The 19,433-nt window shown below is 37.4% G+C and carries 9 protein-coding genes and 2 pseudogenes; 2 read left to right on the top strand and 9 right to left on the bottom strand.

What is annotated here, in order from left to right; genetic code table 11:
• Positions 1 to 68 precede the first annotated feature (68 nt).
• The 9 genes and pseudogenes from AC0L3Q_RS03995 to AC0L3Q_RS03955 all read right to left on the bottom strand — a co-directional run bounded on the left by AC0L3Q_RS03995 (position 69) and on the right by AC0L3Q_RS03955 (position 18,068).
• Positions 69 to 794 carry an energy transducer TonB gene (locus tag AC0L3Q_RS03995; RefSeq protein WP_473285335.1) on the bottom strand — a complete coding sequence of 242 codons (726 nt, stop codon included), beginning with the start codon at positions 792 to 794 and terminating at the stop codon, positions 69 to 71.
• A gap of 153 nt (positions 795 to 947) precedes the next feature.
• Entirely contained in the window at positions 948 to 1,343 is a 396-nt protein-coding gene (locus AC0L3Q_RS03990) for a VanZ family protein (protein ID WP_473285333.1), read from the bottom strand.
• Positions 1,333 to 1,713 carry a glycine cleavage system protein GcvH gene (gene gcvH, locus AC0L3Q_RS03985; protein WP_473285331.1) on the bottom strand — a complete coding sequence of 127 codons (381 nt, stop codon included), beginning with the start codon at positions 1,711 to 1,713 and terminating at the stop codon, positions 1,333 to 1,335. The genes AC0L3Q_RS03990 and gcvH overlap by 11 nt, the downstream gene beginning before the upstream one ends.
• Positions 1,714 to 1,844: 131 nt before the next feature.
• Positions 1,845 to 9,070 (bottom strand): annotated as a pseudogene (gene sov, locus AC0L3Q_RS03980) (T9SS outer membrane translocon Sov/SprA).
• Entirely contained in the window at positions 9,067 to 9,648 is a 582-nt protein-coding gene (gene ruvA, locus AC0L3Q_RS03975; protein WP_473285329.1) for a Holliday junction branch migration protein RuvA, read from the bottom strand. Before ruvA ends, sov begins: the two are co-directional and overlap by 4 nt.
• A 117-nt stretch (positions 9,649 to 9,765) precedes the next feature.
• On the bottom strand, positions 9,766 to 12,090 hold the full coding sequence (locus tag AC0L3Q_RS03970; protein ID WP_473285327.1) for an NADP-dependent malic enzyme: 2,325 nt from the start codon (positions 12,088 to 12,090) through the stop codon (positions 9,766 to 9,768).
• A gap of 150 nt (positions 12,091 to 12,240) precedes the next feature.
• A pseudogene (locus AC0L3Q_RS03965) lies at positions 12,241 to 14,087 on the bottom strand (trehalase family glycosidase).
• Positions 14,077 to 15,297 carry an MFS transporter gene (locus tag AC0L3Q_RS03960; RefSeq protein WP_473285325.1) on the bottom strand — a complete coding sequence of 407 codons (1,221 nt, stop codon included), beginning with the start codon at positions 15,295 to 15,297 and terminating at the stop codon, positions 14,077 to 14,079. Before AC0L3Q_RS03960 ends, AC0L3Q_RS03965 begins: the two are co-directional and overlap by 11 nt.
• Before the next feature lie 140 nt (positions 15,298 to 15,437).
• Complete coding sequence (locus AC0L3Q_RS03955; protein ID WP_473285323.1) at positions 15,438 to 18,068, bottom strand: TonB-dependent receptor; 2,631 nt, start codon at positions 18,066 to 18,068, stop codon at positions 15,438 to 15,440.
• Positions 18,069 to 18,413: 345 nt separating this feature from the next.
• On the opposite strand from AC0L3Q_RS03955, the gene AC0L3Q_RS03950 reads away from it, so the two are divergent.
• Positions 18,414 to 18,767 carry a LacI family DNA-binding transcriptional regulator gene (locus AC0L3Q_RS03950; protein ID WP_473285321.1) on the top strand — a complete coding sequence of 118 codons (354 nt, stop codon included), beginning with the start codon at positions 18,414 to 18,416 and terminating at the stop codon, positions 18,765 to 18,767.
• Positions 18,689 to 19,432, top strand: coding sequence for a substrate-binding domain-containing protein (locus AC0L3Q_RS03945; protein WP_473287051.1), 744 nt, complete (start codon positions 18,689 to 18,691; stop codon positions 19,430 to 19,432). Before AC0L3Q_RS03950 ends, AC0L3Q_RS03945 begins: the two co-directional genes overlap by 79 nt.
• The last annotated feature ends 1 nt before the right edge of the window (position 19,433 follow it).

Below are 19,433 nucleotides of genomic sequence, written 5' to 3'. Positions count from 1 at the left end.
AACAAGCATACCAAAAAAGAACCCCGTTACAGCTGTAACGGGGTTCCATATTATAAAAAAGTATTTTTTTAATCCTGTACCTGGAATACAATCGGAAGTGAGTATAATACCCCTACTGCCTTTCCTCTCTGCTTACCAGGAGTCATTTTTGGCAATAACTTAATTACACGTCCTGCTTCTTTCTCTAATCTTGGGTGCGGCCCTCTAGCCTGTACACCTACGATATTTCCAGATCTATCAATCTTAAATCTTACGTAAATTCTATTTACTCCTGTAAGACCAAGCTCACTACCAAGTTCTGTATTAAACTTACGGTTAACAAATTTCTTAACCTTGTCACTCATACACTTTTTCTTTGCAGCATTTCCTCCAGCATTTTCACATCCAGGGAAAATTGGCACGTTTTCAATTACTGCAAACGGTACGTCAGCGATTTCTTCTTCTTCTTCAACATCTTCTACCTCTTCTACTTCAACAATCTCTTCTTCTTGATTTGTTTCTGTAGATTCGATAATAGTTTCTTCTACCTCTTCTTCATCCTCCACTACGTCAATAACTTCTGGAGCAGGTGGCGGAGGTGGAGGTGGTGGAGGTGTATTCAAGTTTTGTGTAATTGGCACATCCTCTTCTTCCAATTCATCAAGATTTACCTGACCAATATCAATATTACTTCTATCATAAGTTTTCCACTCAATTGCTGCCCAAGTAAAAAACAGTACTGCAATCAGTCCTAGCTGAAGGAATAAAGTACTTTTTCTACTTAAATCTGCTTTAGGATTTTTCTTCGGTTCCATAATTATATCACGTTATAGGATTGCTAAAATAGCTATTTTCTTTTGTAATTTCCAACTAAAGATAAAAATGTAAATCAAAAAAGTAGATTTTTTAACTTTTATCTCGTTTCAAAACAAACACTAAATCATCTTTAAATAGATTAGCGCTGTCTTTTATGCTCTGCTTGATTCAAATCTAATCAATTTGTTTTCAAACACTTTCAATAAAATTACCACAAAAATTATACCGCTTGTGTTTGCCAGCACATCTTTCCATTCAAAACTTCTATAATCGGTTAATGTTGCCTGAGCAATCTCCATCGCCAAACCATACAAGAAACAAATAAGGAATGATTTGATCAAACTCTGATTAAACCCTTCTGATCTTTTTCGAGAAAAGAAGAGGAATAAAAACCAAATAAAAGCAAAAACAAAATAGGCACCAAAATGTGCAATTTTATCTGAGTCTTTTACATCTACTTGTATTGGATTAACAAATTTGGCTAATGAGGCCCAGGTGATCAACCCGGTATACAAAATTGCTTGTAGTAAAAGGTAGTTATGCCCCAATAATTTCCTTATAACCATCTGCCGATAAAAGATCATCGATTTGAGAGGTATCTGAAATTTTGATTTTGATCATCCACCCTTCTCCATAAGGATCTGAATTCACTACCTCTGGGTCACTTTCAAGAGCTTCATTAAACTCAATAATTTCGCCAGATAATGGTAAAAATAAGTCTGAAACCGTTTTTACTGCCTCTACAGTACCAAAAACTTCTTCTCTATCCAGTTCCTCATCAAGAGTTTCAACTTCTACGTATACGATATCTCCTAGTTCGCCTTGTGCAAAATCTGTGATGCCTACTGTAGCAATATCACCATCAATTTTTACCCATTCGTGGTCTTTTGTGTATTTTAATTCTGAAGGAATGTTCATCCGAAAAGTATTTACGAGTTTTTACTATTTGCGACGAAAATAATTCTAATTTATTAGATTTTAGAAAAACCTATGTAAAAATTATCAAAAAACAATTGTCGATAACCTTTTTCCCGTAAAAGTTCATTTTCTTAATTCCCAAAATTATACCTCAACGTAAAACCTCCTCTGATGGTGGTCTGCGGAAAAGCGGTAGAAATCGAATACTCAGAAAACGTATGATCATAGAAAAACAGTGCAGTTAGATTCTTACTTAATGCGTAATCGGCAGTAAGTTTAAAACCATAGATATCCTGCCCTGCGGTTACCTGAGTATTATCAAGGTCCAAATAACGAATCAATGTTTCATTTTGGCGTAAAGACAAATCTGCTCTGATATTCAGATCACTCTTTATCACCTGTTTCCTTCCGGCAATTCTAGTCGCGAAGCTTAAGTCCTGTAATCTATATCCCAGACCAATGATATATTCGTTTCCTTGGATTTCGGTAAGTAGATTATTATCAAAACTTAATGATAGTGCTCTATCTTTTTTCCACTCGGCCAGAATCTTGACAGAGTTCTTCATCTCCATATCTAATCTGAAAAGCGGACTAAATTGCTCGGTAAGATTGATATTAGAATACAATATTGGATTTCTAAAATTCCCAGCCTGATCTACATCGTTAGCATTATTAAACTCTAGATTGGTTCTAAACTGATTAATCGTATAATTAGCTCGATATCCATGAGCTACAGAGAAACGTTTAAATCGCTTCTTGAACCACTTCAAATTCATCAAACCGGTATATTTCACATCCCAATTTGGAAGAGGCACATCTCTAAATGCTCCTCTTTGGACTTTATCAGGATCAGATCCAGAATAGGCTGCTAAAAACGCTGGTAACAACACGGCTTGATTCGTTCTACCAAAGCCAACTGGATAGCGGTATCCATTAGGCTCTTCTTCTGTACTTCTTGGAAAAGATGTTGTACCATAGAATTCTGTTGCCAAACGATCAGCGATGATCTCTCTATTTTGCCTAAAGTCATCAAAAGCTTGCGAATTAAACTCATCGCTTTTCTGGAAGGAAGTTTTAATTAACAAGGTAGAAATTGTAAAATTCCCAAAGACATTTGGTGACAACGAAGAGTATGGATTATCCGTATCAATGTTCCCATCGGTATCAAGATTCACTCTATAATTCTCTGTATACGTTTCAGAGTAGTTTCGGTTTGCACTAATATCCACCTTAAGATCTTTCAATAATCCCAATGAGGCTTGTACATTAAGCTGGCGTCCTTCTACCTCTTGATACTGCTGGTTGAAATCCTGAAACAGCGTCAACCATCCGTTACGCGCAGCAATATCTCTAATTTCGGACTGGCTACCAAAGGTAAACCCTACGGTAGGTTTTAACGTTCCTACAAAACCAGGCTCTCGAACGTATCCCGGAAGGAAAATACCGTTATCTTGTTGATAATTGACATTGATCTTTTTTACTGCGGTAACCAGACCAACCAATGTATTATACGCCTTATCTCCAACGGTAAGTTTTGTCTTTGTTGGTTTTACTTTTTTCTTTTTCTTCCCATCCTTACCTTCTAATGCTGGCCCTTCTTTTTCCTTTGGCTCTCTTTTTAAAGTAGAGGATTTTTTCTTTCTCCCTGGTTTGATCTTGGTCAACCCTACATATTTATACAAGGTATTCATATCTAATGAACCGTTCAAAGTGTGTACATTAGCATTTTGTACGGTATTACCAAGATCCGGAATACCTTCTAAGGTTTTTAATGCCTCACTACCTTTTATCCATTGGAAGTCTGCATTATAGGTATATGTACCTCGCATAAATTTCAACAACGGGATTTTCTTGAAAGGCAGTTCGTAATTTACCTGTAGTTGTTGGCTGTGTGTATTTGCATCTCCAATATCAAAGAAACCACTCCACACACCTATAGTATTATCTACTTCATTATTCTCATCAATAAAATTCTTTACGATTCTATTGTTTGCAGAAGTAAAACTAAAATTCAAAGATTTAGTAATTTGATGGTTGATTCCATATTGCCAATCAAATAGGAAATTCCTTTGAAATAGTGCAGGAAGTCTAATATCATCTGGCCCTAGAGTGATATCTCTAAACACTTGTTCATTATACTGACGATTGATATTAGAATTCACCGAAATACTTGTAGGTAAAGGGTTGAAATTAAAATCTTTTAACAAATCGAAATACCTGCTTTTACCCAGGAACTTTATTTTCTTGAAAGGCTCTATCTCTTTTGGCTTAAAGCTAAAGTCATAAGTAGCCCCCACTCTTACATTTTGATCAATAGATTTCTCTATCTCAAAATCTCGATGATCTGTTTGATTGTAGGTTCCCGAGAAAGTAAAATTCTCTACATCATAAGGCATCGGTTTTTTACCTCCAGTACGTTCCTTACGCAACCCAATCACGTTAAAACTCTGTCTTTTTGTATAGTCTGTAGATTGCTGTTCTACGCGTTCTTTTTCATCCGGATCAGTAATGTTATCTAATCGATCTTGCAGCTCTAGATCCTGAAACTCAGGATCGAATTGAGGCGTAATTAATTCTTCTCCTCTACTATAGTTAAATGGAATTTGAACACCCCATTTTTTTGGTAAAAGTTGTCCAAGGTTCACATTTGTGGTAAGATCGTATTGCCTAAAATCTTCTCGGCTTCTTTCGTTAGGCCCTTGCTCAATACCTCCAAAACCAATGGTACTGATTCTACCAGACGCACTTATATTGGCAAAGTCAGCAATATTGGCATCCATATTAGCAACAGCTGCCCACCCTCCTCTATTTTTAAGGTCTGAAAGTCGCATTTCATTAAACCAAACAAAACCAGATTGATTGCTTCCACTATCATTTTTTACCCCTACCATCATAAATCTTACATCACCAAAATTTGGGTTTCCTTTGATTCCTACTCTTAAATTATTAGGCCCATCAAAGAAATTAAGATCATTAACACTAAGTGCATCATTACCCAATACAGTAGATTTTATTTCCTGTAAAAATTCCAACGGAAGACTTAATCGGTTGGCAGAAGGCCAAACTCCTTCTTGGGAGCTGTCTCCTAAATCTGACACCTCCAAAGGCAATTCTATCTGGTAGAAGTTATTCGTAAAATCATTACCCATTCTGATGAATGCCTTCAGCTCTCCATCTTCCAAAGAGGTGTTTCCTGGTAAGTTTTCTGCATGCAAGAACATTTCGAGGTTTTCATATTGCCTCATGTCCACATTAAAGTTCTTATACACCCCACGTGCATCACCTGATTGCAGATCGGCAACTCCCAAAGCAAGAGATCTTTCATCCTCTCGAATAATGTTGTTGTTGTTATTCAGCTGCTCACGCACTACTCCGGGAGGCGTAGTATAATTATTAGTTTCCTCGGCACTCACCGAAGTTACGATCACCTCACTATCTCCAAAGACATTAAGACCACTGGTTGGATCGTTGGTTTCGTTACCTTCAACAATATATCTTCTATAGTCTCCTCTTACCAGATCCATGGTTCCAAAACGCAACAATGCCGTTTGATCAAAGTCGGTAAGATACATACGCATAAAGCGGATAGATCTAAAGTCACTAATGTTTATTGCATTGGTAGGCTCATAAATAGGTACTTTAAATCGCACCCATCTGGTTTCGATAATACGACCTCCTACTTCAGACTGCACAATATCAGGAACATCAGAAATATATCCTGTATTTCCGTCATTCCCTATATCCATCCCTTCAAAAATCGGAATCTCATACTCAAAATAACTATTAATCGTATTCATTGTATTATCCCGGTTCACATCTTCTGCTGTAGGGAAAGTAGTATTTCCTCGATCTGTATTACCTACGTCGGTTGGCGAGTTTCCTTGAGTACCATTATAATTTCGATAACGCTCAACGATACCTCCATCTCCTTGCAAGAAAAATCTATAGTTATCCCCAGATGGATCATCCAATGATTGGAATAAAGCAAATTCTGGCTTCGCTTTCTCTTCTGCATCACTCAACCCATCAAAACCTGCATCTTGATCTACTCTCGCTTGCCCTTCGGTATCAAAAGCATAAATCAATGATTGATTTACCGGTACTCTTGCATATTCTGTATCCACAGTTGCTCCATCGGTTCCTTGAGCAGGAAGTCCATTTTCGTACTGCTTTCTTCCGTCCTTGAGTACATCTTCACTAATGTTACCCAGGTTAAAAACAATGGTACCACTTGTAGTTTCTGTCAAAGGTTCTTGTGTTCCATTAGTCCCTCTGTAAAAAGGATCCATCAACCAAAATTCGATAAACTCTACATTAGATTGCTCAAAATTGGTAGATGTTAATTGCCTGGTAATTCCTCCAAAGTTCTCTTCAGGATCTGGTGTTGGTAATGTGCTCCCTGGAGCATAGGCAGGGTTGAAATTATATTGACCTCTAACTCCTGGTTCATAATTTAAATCCAGAGTAAATAGTGCCAATGATTGCCCTTGAGGTATATCGGTATTTGGAAAAATCTCGTCGATAAAGGTTCTTCTGGTTCTATTGGATGCCAGATCTTCGTCGGTAATCCCGCTCGGCCTACTCGCACTATAGAAAATAGGGTCTATCGAATACCAGGATAACTTTGCACGTTTATATCCGGACTCTAAACCATCGACTACAATTTGACTTGTTGGGTTATTTGGATCTCCAAAACCAATCGGTACACTGGATAACTCCCAAGATAGTGGAGAAGACACATCGATTCGGGTCTGAGCCCCTTCAAAATCATCGATATATGTGGTTACCCTACCATCGAAATCTGCTCCTTTTGGCGCTCCTGCAATCAAATATGCCCCTTCGGCTCTTACCGAAACATTTGATGGCACATCGGTGTCGATATTAGGTAATTTATTTACTAATCTCGTCAAAAAAGGAACTTCGGTAGAATAGCTAAGATTGAATCCCAAAATTGTGTTATTAATAGGTTCAAAATCATAGCTTGACTTTTGTGTAATCGGTCGTTCATTCAAATTTAAAAAGGTACCTCCAACAATGAAATCATCATTGAACTTATGTTCAACATTAATTCCTGTAAATCGTTTTGTCTGCTGACCAAACACCGCATTATTTTCTGTTGAAACCTGAATTGGAGTATTCGACGACAACAAGGCTTCGTCTAGAATATTTACTCTTCCCAACTGGTAATTCACTGTATAATCTACCCCTTCCTGAAGCACTCTACCTCCAGCAGTTACGGTAACCGATCCCTGCGGAACATTAAATGCTCCCAAAGGAATACCGTCTTGCCCTGAAGACTTGTATCGCCCCTTTAACTGAAAATAGTTTCTATCTGCAGATTGTTGCTCTGCAACAACTTTGGTCTGCGTATACAGATCTCTAAATACGTATTCTGCCTGATTAGGGTTATAAGTAGTTGGATCTGTATAATTAGCCCCTGCAGGCCCATTATCTAATTTATCAAAGAGGTGCTCTCCAAAAGGCTCAATTGTGGTAAAAATAATCCTTCCATTTTCTGTATCCACTGTTATTCCAGGGACATAATCAAAGAAACCATCTCCTCCTGATACGGGGTCATTGTTAGGATTCAAACGATCCATATTGAACACCTGCAACAAGGTGGTTTGTTCTACATCATCTGGTAAAGGTACCGAAGAACCTTCAGCAGCTACAATATAATTTAATGGTGATGGGTTCGTATATAAAATATTTAATCTGAAATCATTTTGTTCTAATCGAAATGCACCTGTGCTATAGATATTCTTCATCATCAGATCCCAAATCGGAAGGTTTACATTCGTAATCGGGCTTTTCAACATTTTAACCACTAAACTCTGGCTAGAACCAACTTCTACTCCTGTACCTCCTCCGGTATTTGCGTTATCACCTATGGTAGCATCCACACCATCATTAGCAAATTCTCCAACCTGGAAAACCCGACCTCCAACGGTATACTGAAAGGCAACACCAAGCACCTCATCATTATTCAGACGTTGGTTTAAGGAGATATATCCCAATTGTGTATTTAAGGTATATTCTGAAGGCAATAGCTTTCTAGCATTTTCCAGAATAGCATAATCAAAACCTTCTGCAAAATTCGAGATTGGACCAATAAAACCTTGTTGTACTGTAGGTATTTGTCGTACCGCATCCGTAATTGGCCCTGCTGGACCTATTGCAGTTGGATCTAAATCATTATTTGGGTTATCCGGAAATGCTCCCGGACCAGTATTAAAAAGTGTCCCCGGAATCGTAAAGTTTCCAGGGTCTGGAGCCTCTCCTAAATCCTGAAGCGCAACAATATTACGCGCGTTGGTAAGAGTTTGCGCACTCGTAGCTCTGTTCGTCACCCAAACCTCGAGTCGAGTGATCTGAACATTGTTATTGATAAAGGGATAGTTGGTTAATGCAGCATCATAATTATCTCTGAAATAGTGTGCCAAGAAAAAGTGCCGATTTTCATCATAGTTCCATGCAAAAAGTTCAAAATCTTCAACAGTTCCTCCTCCTTGCACATTTACAGATCTGGTCTCGGATCTTTGCTCAGAGAATACTCCCGTAATGGTTGTCCGACCAAATTGAAGTCCCATCTTTACTCCAAAAAGACTTTGCGCTCCCTGAATCAATGAACTATTTAAAGGCATACTCACATTACCTACCTCGATACTTTGAATAATATCATCCTCTGTAGGCGTGTATTCTAATTTTAATTGATTCTGGAAGTCGAAAGTAGATTCGGTATCATAATTAGCGGTTATTTGTAATCGTGTACCGATTTTACCCAAAAGGCTTAGGCTAATACGCTGATCAAAATCAAAGGTAAAATTACTCCGGTTACGAGGGGAAAAAGCAGGGTTATCCTGTTTTGTATACAATAAACCCAGATCCATTTCTACAGATCCTTGCGGAATAATTTCTATTTCATTTCCTCCGAATACAGATTCAAAAAGCTCGAGTTTACGTAAAAAATAGGAAGTAAGTTCTTTCGCTTTTCTTCACTTCCATCTTTTTTACCACTAAACGCCTCTATTTTTTCTTTAAAATATGCTCTTCGTTGCTCCTCTGCTACCAAAGCTTCATACTCCTCTGGAGTTAAAAAAAGCGGATATCTTACATTAAAATCCCCCAACATTTCTCGATAAATATATCGATTGGTGATAGGATCATATTCATATTTTGCAACAATACTATTAGGATCTGGCAGTGAGAGTTCTCCCAAAGTATATGTAGTACTGGTAGAATCGCGTACGGTTTCATTTTCCTGTCCGTACAACACCCCACTATAAAGTGTTATCAAACATACTAGTATTCTAAAAAAATTAAAGCGTAAGTAATATAACGAACTCAAAGTTTTTATAAATTTTTTAGTGCTTGTTTAATAATATTTTCAACTGTTTCGTTTGGGGTGTTTTTAAGAATTCTATCAACAACTTTGGTGGCGAGCTTTCGATTAAATCCTAGGGTTTCTAATGCAGATAACGCTTCATCCTTGTTCGTATTGCTTTGGGACACCGAAACTTCATCAATATTGTAAACTTTAAGAATTTTATCTTTTAGGTCGATAATAACCCTTTGCGCAGTTTTGGCTCCAATACCTTTTATGGACTGAATAGTTGCTACATCATTTGATGCGATTGCTTCTTTAATTTGATTAGGGTGCAATGATGATAACATGGTTCGAGCGGTACTTGCACCAATTCCTGAAACTGAAATTAGTAGTCTAAAGATTTCGCGCTCTGATTTTTCAACAAAACCAAATAGGGTATGCGAATCTTCTTTAACCTGTAAATGTGTGTAAAGCTGTAGTACTTCTTCATCGGGCAGTAATGAAAAAGTATGTAATGAAATATGTAACAAATACCCTACTCCACCACAATCTATTACTACATCAGTTGGATTTTTTTCAACAAGCCTCCCCTTGATATGTGTGATCATGTGTTAAGTTGATGTTAAGCAACCAAATGTAATAAAATTATACTACATAAAATGCTAAAAAAATAAGCTTTAAAAAATTCAATTTTTAAAGCTTATCTATTCTTGTTTTTTTAAGGTTTACTTCAACTCTTCCAGCACTCCTTTTGCGATACTAGACAAATCTCGGTCTCTCTTTTCCTTCTCTTGCGCATCAATCACGGCAACTGCGGCCATGTTGATCATCTCATCAACACTTGCACCAAGTTGTAGAATATGTACAGGTTTGTTCATTCCCATCATAATGGGTCCAATCGATTCTGCACTATTTAACTCACTCAAAAGCTTGTAGTTACTATTGGCAGAATCCAAACTAGGAAATACCAATGTATTTACTTTTTCACCATTAATTTTGGAGAAAGGAAACTTATCTTTTCGCATTTTTCTATTGAGTGCAAAATTCATTTGTAGTCCTCCATCCACAATCAGACTAGGATAATAACGATGCAGATACGCCACCGCATCCTGAACTTTTTCTGCACTAGGATGATTCGACGATCCGAAATTAGCATATGAAATCATTGCCACAACAGGTTTTACACCAAACATTTCTACCGTCCTTGCGGTCATTTGAGCAATTTTGGCCAGTTCCTTTGATGTAGGGTCAATGTTTATAGAGGTATCACTTATAAACAATGGCCCTTTATTGGTCATCATCACATTCATAGTGGCAATACGCGTGGCTCCTTTTGCCAAACCAATAAGATCCAACATCGGTTTCACCACCGTAGGATAACTACGAGAATACCCAGAAAGTAAGGCATCTGCATCCCCCTCGTTGACCATCATAGCAGCAAAATAATTCCGTTCTCTTAATAATCTTTGAGCATCATACAAGGTAATCCCTTTGCGTTTATTTGCCTCCCAATATTTACGAGCGTAATGATTTTTACGTTCTATTTCTTCATCGGCTTTGGGATCTATAATATCGATTCCTTCAGGATCAAAATCAATCTCATTCATCAGTTCGATGATAATATCTTTTCGCCCCAATAAAATAGGATAAGCAATACTTTCCTCTTTAACAGCTTGTGCAGCCTTCAGCACATCCAGGTGATCTGCCTCTGCAAAAACAACACGTTTGGGGTTGGTTCTAGCACGATCCAAAAGTAATCTTACTAGCTTATTGTCATTACCCATGCGTTCTAACAATTCGTCCTCGTACTTTTGCCAGTCGGTTATAGGCTCAGTAGCAATCCCACTATCCATCGCCGCTTTTGCGACAGCAGGAGGTACTTTTGCGATCAACCTTGGATCAAAAGGTTTTGGAATGATATATTCTTTACCAAAATTAAGACGCGTTTCTCCATAAGCAATATTTACCTGTTCAGGAACCGGTTCTTTGGCCAACTCTGCCAAAGCTTTTACCGCTGCCATTTTCATTTCTTCATTAATTCCTGTAGCGCGCACATCCATGGCCCCTCTAAAGATAAATGGGAAACCTAATACATTATTCACCTGGTTAGGATGATCACTTCTACCAGTAGCCATAATCACATCCTCCCTTGTTTTGATGGCTAGATCATAGCTAATTTCGGGATCTGGATTTGCCATAGCAAATACGATTGGATCATCATTCATAGACAACAACATCTCTGGTGTTACCAAATTTGCCATAGACAATCCGATAAACACATCTGCGCCTTCCATCGCATCTTTTAGTTCGTGCAAATCTCGACCTGTAGCAAACTCTGCTTTTTCTTTGGTGAGATTATCTCTATCCTTTCTTATGACACCTTTACTATCCGTCATAACGATATTTTCGGCTCTGGCACCAAAGGCTTTATACAGCCTTGTACAGGAAACAGCAGCTGCTCCCGCTCCACTAACTACAATTTTGACATCCTCAATATTTTTCTCTGCTATTTCGAGTGCATTTAATAAGGCCGCTGCAGAAATGATTGCTGTTCCATGTTGATCGTCATGCATCACAGGGATATCCAGTTCTTCCTTTAATCGTCTTTCGATCTCAAAAGCTTCTGGCGCTTTAATATCTTCTAAATTGATCCCTCCAAAAGTGGGAGCAATATTTTTTACCGTCTCGATAAAAGCATCTACATCTTTTGTATCTACTTCGATATCAAACACATCTATTCCTGCAAAAATCTTAAACAGCAGTCCTTTCCCTTCCATAACCGGTTTGGATGCTTCGGGACCAATATCCCCAAGACCTAGTACTGCCGTACCATTGGATATTACCGCCACCAAATTTCCTTTGGCTGTATATTTGTATACGTTAGAAACGTCCTTTTCTATTTCTAAACAAGGCTCAGCAACTCCTGGAGAGTACGCCAAAGACAGATCTCTCTGAGTATTATATTTCTTGGTAGGTACTACTTTGATTTTACCGGGGGTGGGCTTGGCATGATAAATTAATGCCTCTCTTCTTTTACTTTCGATACTCATACTAAATCAGGATAAATGTGAGAATACTAAGTATACAAAGGTACAAGTCTGTATGAGATGCTAAAATTTAAACCGGGTAATCTTTGAAAAAATAGAGATAACTAAAAACAATCATATTTTTTAACAGTTTGATTGATAATTTATCATATATCAGGTTTGTTTACTGAAAATATCGTCAGGATCGATCAATTGATCTAATTGCATTCTGAATTCTTTATTCAATATTGATAATCCTAATTGATATGAAGCATTCATCCAACCAAAACCGCTTGAGGTAATATAGTCAAACTGGGTCCCAACATTACCATACTCTGCATACACCTTATGTGTGCACGCTACAACATCATATTTTTCTGGGATTGTACCATTATAATTCACCGCATTTTTGGTAATCATCCATAACCATCGGTACACTAATTCCTGTACTTCTTTTTGGTAACCATAGTTCTGTAATCCTCTCCAAATTAGCATCTGGTGCGGTGCCCAACCATTTGGATAATCCCATTGTCGTTGAGGAGCATTGTGTTCTATTTCTGTAATATTAGAAGTACCTGCTACCCCACCATTTTGTACCAAACGATCAAATAGTTTACTAACTAGCTTACCTGCTTGCTCTTCATTACAAAGACCTGCCCAAAGTGGATAAAAATTGGTAGCTGAATCTACAAGATGTGGTTTTTTAGACACAAAATTGTAGTCGTAAAAAGACGCTTCTTTATCATTCCACAGATATTTGTTAACCAAAGCCTTTCTTCTGTTCGCTTTATCCAACCAAAAAGCCGAGTTATATCCTTCAAAAGAATCATTGAATATGTTCTCTATCAAATAGGCAATGTCTATTTCATATTTATACAACAGACTATTTAGGCCAACCGTATTAAGATTTGCACAAATATCATCTAGTCGATTTGAGGTATCATGACCACTTTCCCTAAGGGAGCGATCGTGCATAAAATAAGCATCTAATTCTGGATCTTTCAAAGTACCATCATCATAAGCCTGGATAAAAGCTTCCAGACTCAGTACATGCTTTTTCGCAAACCGCTGCAGTACAAAATCAAAATGTCCTTCTTCAGTTTCTGGGGGATTCCTATTCCTTCTCCCAAAAAACGGTTAAGGCCTGTTTCGGTTAATCGCACACCCTTTTGCATCCATACTTTTTCGTATTCCTTAATCACCATTTTCAGGTTTCGACTCATCCAGTCCTTAGAAACTTCCGGATCATATTGATAAATTTCTTTTAACAACGAACTAAAAAACGGAGGTTGAGTTCTGGTTAGAAAATAGCTTCTATTTGCATTCAGAATCTTACCATAATATCGAATTTGATAGGCAAAATTATCGGCCATGGCCATAGCCAAGTCTAATCTATTATCGATAAGTAATCCTACAGATTCGAAATAACTATCCCAACCATACATCTCATTAAAACGTCCTCCTGGAACTACAAATGGTACTCCACTCCCATCTTTGAGTGCCAATGACAACAATCCTGGCTTCTTATTGATCGATTTCACATATGTTGGTGTAATTTGTTCTGGCAATATTTGAATCTCCAAAGCTGGCAACTCCTTCTTTAAGGCTTTATAGTATTTAATCCCTTCCAAATCTTTTTCAGGAACATAAATCCTTTGTATCGTATCCTGAATTTTTTCATCTCCAAGAATTCGATGCAGCCCTTTCTTATCTATAGTACGAGTTAAATCATTCCAGAAGTAATCTCTAATCATTCTAGAAATTCGATAAGACGGCAACTCTTCTATTTTTTCGACAGGGATTTCGGCTGTTGTTTTTCCTAATTGACGTTCAAGAGCTAACTCCTGTAACAAGTTACTAAGATGGTATGTTCCTTTTACCTCGTATATAGTACCTCGTATACATTTCAGTTTAAAGTGCTTAGGCCCCTTATCCTCTATGGTAATTTTATTATCTGCATCAGTATCTTCCTGTTGCAATAAAGCTTGTAACGTTTCTGAAATTGGTAGTTTAAAGTGCATTTTTTGAAGTAACTTTTCTTAAGATGAAGTAAGAAATTAATAACAATCCCATAGGTATCAAGGTGTAGTAAAACGCATTTTCAGGGCCTTGATTTTTAAACAACCAACCTATTATTCTGGATCCAAAAGTCCCTCCTAGTGCAGAAAACACCACAATCAGTCCTGTCATTGGGCTGTGTAGTTTTTCTGGAAGTGCACTGAGCACAACGGAGTTGAGCAACGGATAAATTGGCGCAATAAATAAGCCTACGATAGGAAAAGCAAAACCAATAAGCGGGATATCTGTAATAGCAGAAATTTCTCCCACATTGGTATTTATCGTTTTGGGGAGGATGAAAATCACTAACAACATTGCAATTATGGTACATCCAGAGAGCACCCACAACCAGTTGATTTTTTGTGTAATGATTCCCGCCAAAATTCTCCCTATCGCCAGGCAAATTGCCAAAACGCTAGCCATCATGATACTCACATTTTCTGGTAGTTGTAATACTTTATCATTAAAAGATGGCAACCAAGTCATTATCCCTTGTTCTATCATCACAAACAAAAAAGCACTAATTACAAAAACAATAATCAAGAGCCTGGCTAACAGCCTGAACATTTCTGCAAAATCTTGTGCCAGATTAGCTCCAGGTATTTCTGGTTCCTTTTCAAATTTCGTAAACAAGAGAAATAAAAATGAAAGTAAGGACATTCCTGCCAGCAACCAATACACATTGAGCCATGAATCAGGTTTTTCTTCTATATTAAAAGCCGGAAAAAGGAAATACGCCAAGGCAATCCCAATCATAAAAACTCCCTCTATAGAACTCATCAAACTATTGTGTTCCTTTTCTCCCTGGGTCACCATCCCGATCATAGAATACACAGAAACCTTAATCAATGCAAAGGAGACTCCAACGGTAGCAAATAAAATCTTTGCAGAAGTAAAAGAATTCCCATAATACATAGAAATACAAGCTACAGACACTAAGGCCAATCCGATTAACATTGCTTTTTTATATCCTATTCTGGGCAAAAAAGAAGCTAAAAAGAAAGAAACAATGGCAATTGGCAAATCCTTAAAAGCTTCTAGTATACTCGCTTGAACTTCATCAACACCATAGTTATTTTGAGATTTTAGTATTACAATTCCAACGCTATTCAACAAGATGGCAAAAACGAAGTAATTGAGATATAATGAAATTTTAACGGAAAGGTTTTTCATTAGAGAACAAGAGGTATTAAGTAAAGAATCAATGGTTTAGTGCTTATATAAATGTAAGAAAATTTTAGCATTGCAAGCAATATATCCCCTACCTTCATCTCATCAAAGCAGGGGATATATACTACGCTAACACAAAAAAATTAGAAATCAAGAGCGACAGACATACGCACCGCTCTTCCCAAAATCGGTCTTGCCAAAAACACATCATCATTGGCACTGGTCGTTCCTCTTGGGTTTCCTTCTGTAAGTCCTATTTCATTAAATAGATTAGAAGCATCTACTCCAAATCTAAGATTATCTATTTTATAAAAAGCTCCGGCATTAAATACATTGAAAGATGGAAGTTCGATGGTATTCGCCTCATCCTGGTATTTTTTTCCAAAGTGTGACCACTGTGCATAAATCCCTAGATCTTTGATCACTTCTACCTGTGGTCTTAGGGTAAAGTATACATTAGGAATTCTACGAGCAGTATTGCCTTCAAAATCAAAAGTTGAACCATCAGCATTGGATCCTGAAAAATTATCATACTCTGGTCGTTGTACAGTGATATTGGCTTCAATATCAAAAACTCCATACTTGGCATTGGCCTCCAGCTCTAATCCTATATTATTTACATCGGCAAATCTATTTTCTGAAGTACCGTCGGCAAGGATATCGGTAAATGCGATATTATCCATATTCATATAGAACAAATTGGCATAGATCCCGATGTTGGAGGTAGAATATTTAAATCCTAATTCGGTCTGATCCACTTCTGTGATTTCAATCCCACTTAGATCCGCGGCATTGTCATAATACGATTCTTCTATTGGTGATCTAAATCCGTGACTATGTCTGGCATACATCGCCATATTATCACTGAACTTATAATTTAAAGCCGTGGTATACGACAGTTCTTCCACATCATAATCCCAATACGTATATGGGTTACCATCTACCACAGTGATAGCATCGTCTGCAGTGTTGTTTGGAAGTAAGCCTAAATCTGTTGAGAAAAAACGTGCATTATCTCTAAATCCAGAATATTGATCATCATCGTATCGTAAACCAAAATTGGCAGTTAGTTTTTCTGTGATATCTACTTCGGCATCCAGATAGATCGCATTAAGCAATCCTTTGGTTTGCGCGTCTCGTTCTAACCAGGTTATTCTTTCGATACCATTGTAGGTTCTTGATACCCTGGTACTGGTATCTACCAAGTTAACCAGACGTGGATCATCGGACACATCTACCAGATAATTACTCCAGTTCCAATATTGATTCGATTTCCAATTGGAATAATAATATCCTAGGGTAAGATTGACATTTTCAAAATTAAAAGAGAAAGCTAGATTATTTGCAAAATTAGACATGTCTTTATCTATTGCCCAATGATCTGCTCGCATTACTAGAGTATTGGGATCCAAGGTTTCTCCTGTGTCTACATAGGTATATTCGGCATTGGCCGCATCATCCAAAGGAAACTGTGTGGTACCTGTAGCAAAATCCGCTTGTGTATTTGGACCTCCTGTACTAAAGATCGCATTGTAGTTTAAGTCAATTGCAGTATTTCTGAAGGAGTTTTTTACCGATACCTTATCCGAAATGTCATACTTAAATTCACCTCCAATAGCATCTACATTAGGATTAACCCCATCTTCAAGATCTCTTTCGAAGAAACCTCCTCCCACTTGTGGCACTCTTAGTCTGCTGAAATTTCTTGAGGTTAACGTCCCGAAATTAGCGTCGAAACCTTCGAACTCCGCCGGATTACCATCGCTATCTCCTCGTAAAGGGATTGGTAATAAAAATAGGTTTCGATCTTCAAGCTTTTTGAAATACACGCGTGCATATCCCTTATCGAATTTGTAGGTAAGGTTAAATTTCATTTGGCCCCCGTTATTTGCAGCAAATCCAGGATCTCTAATCCCCTGATCCACTCGATAGAAACCTCCGATATTAAAAAACAATTTATCTTCGATAACTGCTCCACTAATATTAAGGTCTGTTCTAAACAAGCCATAATCTCCTACACTCAATTTGGCTCTACCCATCAACTCATTTTGCCCTGTTTTAGAAATAAAATTGATAATTCCTCCAGGAGCATTTGTTGCAAAAATAGAAGCCGATCCCCCACGAATAGCCTCCATATTTTTTACGGTTTCATCTAACCTATAGAAAGCATCTGCATTTGCGAACTGTAGTGCTCCATCTTCAAAAACTGGTAATCCATCCTCTTGGATTTGCACAAATTCGTATGCCCCGGCAGAAGGAATTCCTCGGGCAAATAAGTTGTTTCCTACTTCACCCCCAGAGGTCTCCACCAAAAATCCCGGTACGGATTGTAATATATCTGCTGTGCTTTGTGGTGCTTTTTGTTCTATTTCTTTTGCTCCCATTGTGGTGATTGCAACACTGGATTCTAATTTAGTTCTTGGATTAGAAGTTCCTGTGACTACAATTTCATCTAGCGAGAGTAAATCCTCTTGCAGAACAATATCTTTGGTAATATTTCCTGTTACTGTAATGGTTTCCCGTACCGTTTTAAAACCGATAGACGATACGACTATAGTATAATCCACCCCACTCTCTAGATTATCTATACTATATTTTCCGTCAAAATCCGTAGTAGCCCCCCGGTTTGTTCCTTCCAAAAGTACATTTACTCCCAAGACTGGAATATTTTGAGCATCCGTAATCGTTCCCGAAATACTTCCACTTTCCTGAGCATGTGAGTAAACTACCCCCATAAGAAGCAATGCCATAAAAATTAATCGTAATTGTTTCATTTTCTGTAGTTATTTAATTCACTGCAATTTCTCAATTGTTTCATCTAGCTTACATCAAAAGTGTTTTCAAGAAGCGATCGAAAACGATTTCGAAAAAATCGAAAACGATTTCGAAACTTATTTTTTTCAGAAAATCAATCCATTATGATTTTAAATATGTAGTACAGACAAAACCAATTAAAAATCAGCAGTTTCAGAAGAAAGAAGTACATTATTAGAAATAGAAAACCATAGAAAACACCTTAAAAAATTCCCTCTAAACACATTTTTTACCATTAAAAATTTAGGATGGATTTATCAGTATACTTCAGCATTAATTGTATCTTGAAATTGAAAATTGTACTCATGGAAATTACCACACTCAAGGACATTGCTAGTAAACTTGGTATTTCGGTAGCTACGGTATCAAAAGCGTTAAAAGATTATCCGGATGTGAATAAAGACACCAAAAAAAAGGTGCTTCACATGGCCAATAAGTTGAATTACACTCCAAATCAACTAGCCGTTAATCTGAGAACCAAACAAACCAAAACCATAGGAGTTATCATACCTACTACCGTGCATCATTTTTTCTCAAAAGTAATTGATGGAGTAATTGCTGAAGCAGAAAAAAAGGATACCTGGTTATCATTCTACAGTCTGACGAGAAGTTATTTCTTGAAAAGCTGCATGTCAATCTACTTATTGATAAACGCGTAGACGGAATCCTAATGTCCTTATCCAATAAAACCAATGAGTTTGTGCATCTAAAAAAAATAATCAGCAGAAATATTCCCTTGGTTCTTTTTGATAAAGTAGAACCTAGTATTGCCTGCTCCAAGGTGCGAATAGATGACCAAAAAGCGGCCTATGATGCAGTTTCACATTTGATAAAAAAAGGATACCGAAAGATTGCCCATTTCCGAGGAGATCTAAACCCAAAAATTTCGAATGACCGTTTTGAAGGGTATCGAAAAGCCCTTTTAGACCATCAGATTCCCTATGATCCTTCTTTGGTGTATGTCTGCAATAACAATAAGGATTTTGAAGATGGTTATCAAAATGCACAAAAGCTGATCAAAGAGCATAATGATGTCGATGCAATTTTTGCAATAACCGATCTGGTCGCGGTAGGGATTATTAAATATTTTAATGAACTAAGCATCAAAATACCTGATGATATCGCTGTAGTTGGATTCAGTAATTGGTTTATGTCTTCGGTAGTAACTCCAACACTTACCACTGTAGATCAACCTGCTTACAAAATTGGCAAAACGGCTACAGAAATTCTTTTGGAAGAAATCGAACTACAACATCAAGAGCAACCTATTACTCATAAAGAAGTAATTCTACCTACGCATCTCATTTTAAGGGAATCGAGCTAAT

It is taken from the genome of Aquimarina sp. KJ22-3 (assembly GCF_055808215.1).
This window is presented reverse-complemented; position numbering and strand designations above follow the sequence as displayed.

Bases quoted from the DNA above. Each gene is read 5' to 3' on its own strand.
- AC0L3Q_RS03995 (WP_473285335.1), bottom strand. From the start codon at position 794: ATGGAACCGAAGAAAAATCCTAAAGCAGATTTAAGTAGAAAAAGTACT.
- gcvH (WP_473285331.1), bottom strand. From the start codon at position 1,713: ATGAACATTCCTTCAGAATTAAAATACACAAAAGACCACGAATGGGTA.
- ruvA (WP_473285329.1), bottom strand. From the start codon at position 9,648: ATGATCACACATATCAAGGGGAGGCTTGTTGAAAAAAATCCAACTGAT.
- AC0L3Q_RS03970 (WP_473285327.1), bottom strand. From the start codon at position 12,090: ATGAGTATCGAAAGTAAAAGAAGAGAGGCATTAATTTATCATGCCAAG.
- AC0L3Q_RS03960 (WP_473285325.1), bottom strand. From the start codon at position 15,297: ATGAAAAACCTTTCCGTTAAAATTTCATTATATCTCAATTACTTCGTT.
- AC0L3Q_RS03955 (WP_473285323.1), bottom strand. From the start codon at position 18,068: ATGAAACAATTACGATTAATTTTTATGGCATTGCTTCTTATGGGGGTA.
- AC0L3Q_RS03950 (WP_473285321.1), top strand. From the start codon at position 18,414: ATGGAAATTACCACACTCAAGGACATTGCTAGTAAACTTGGTATTTCG.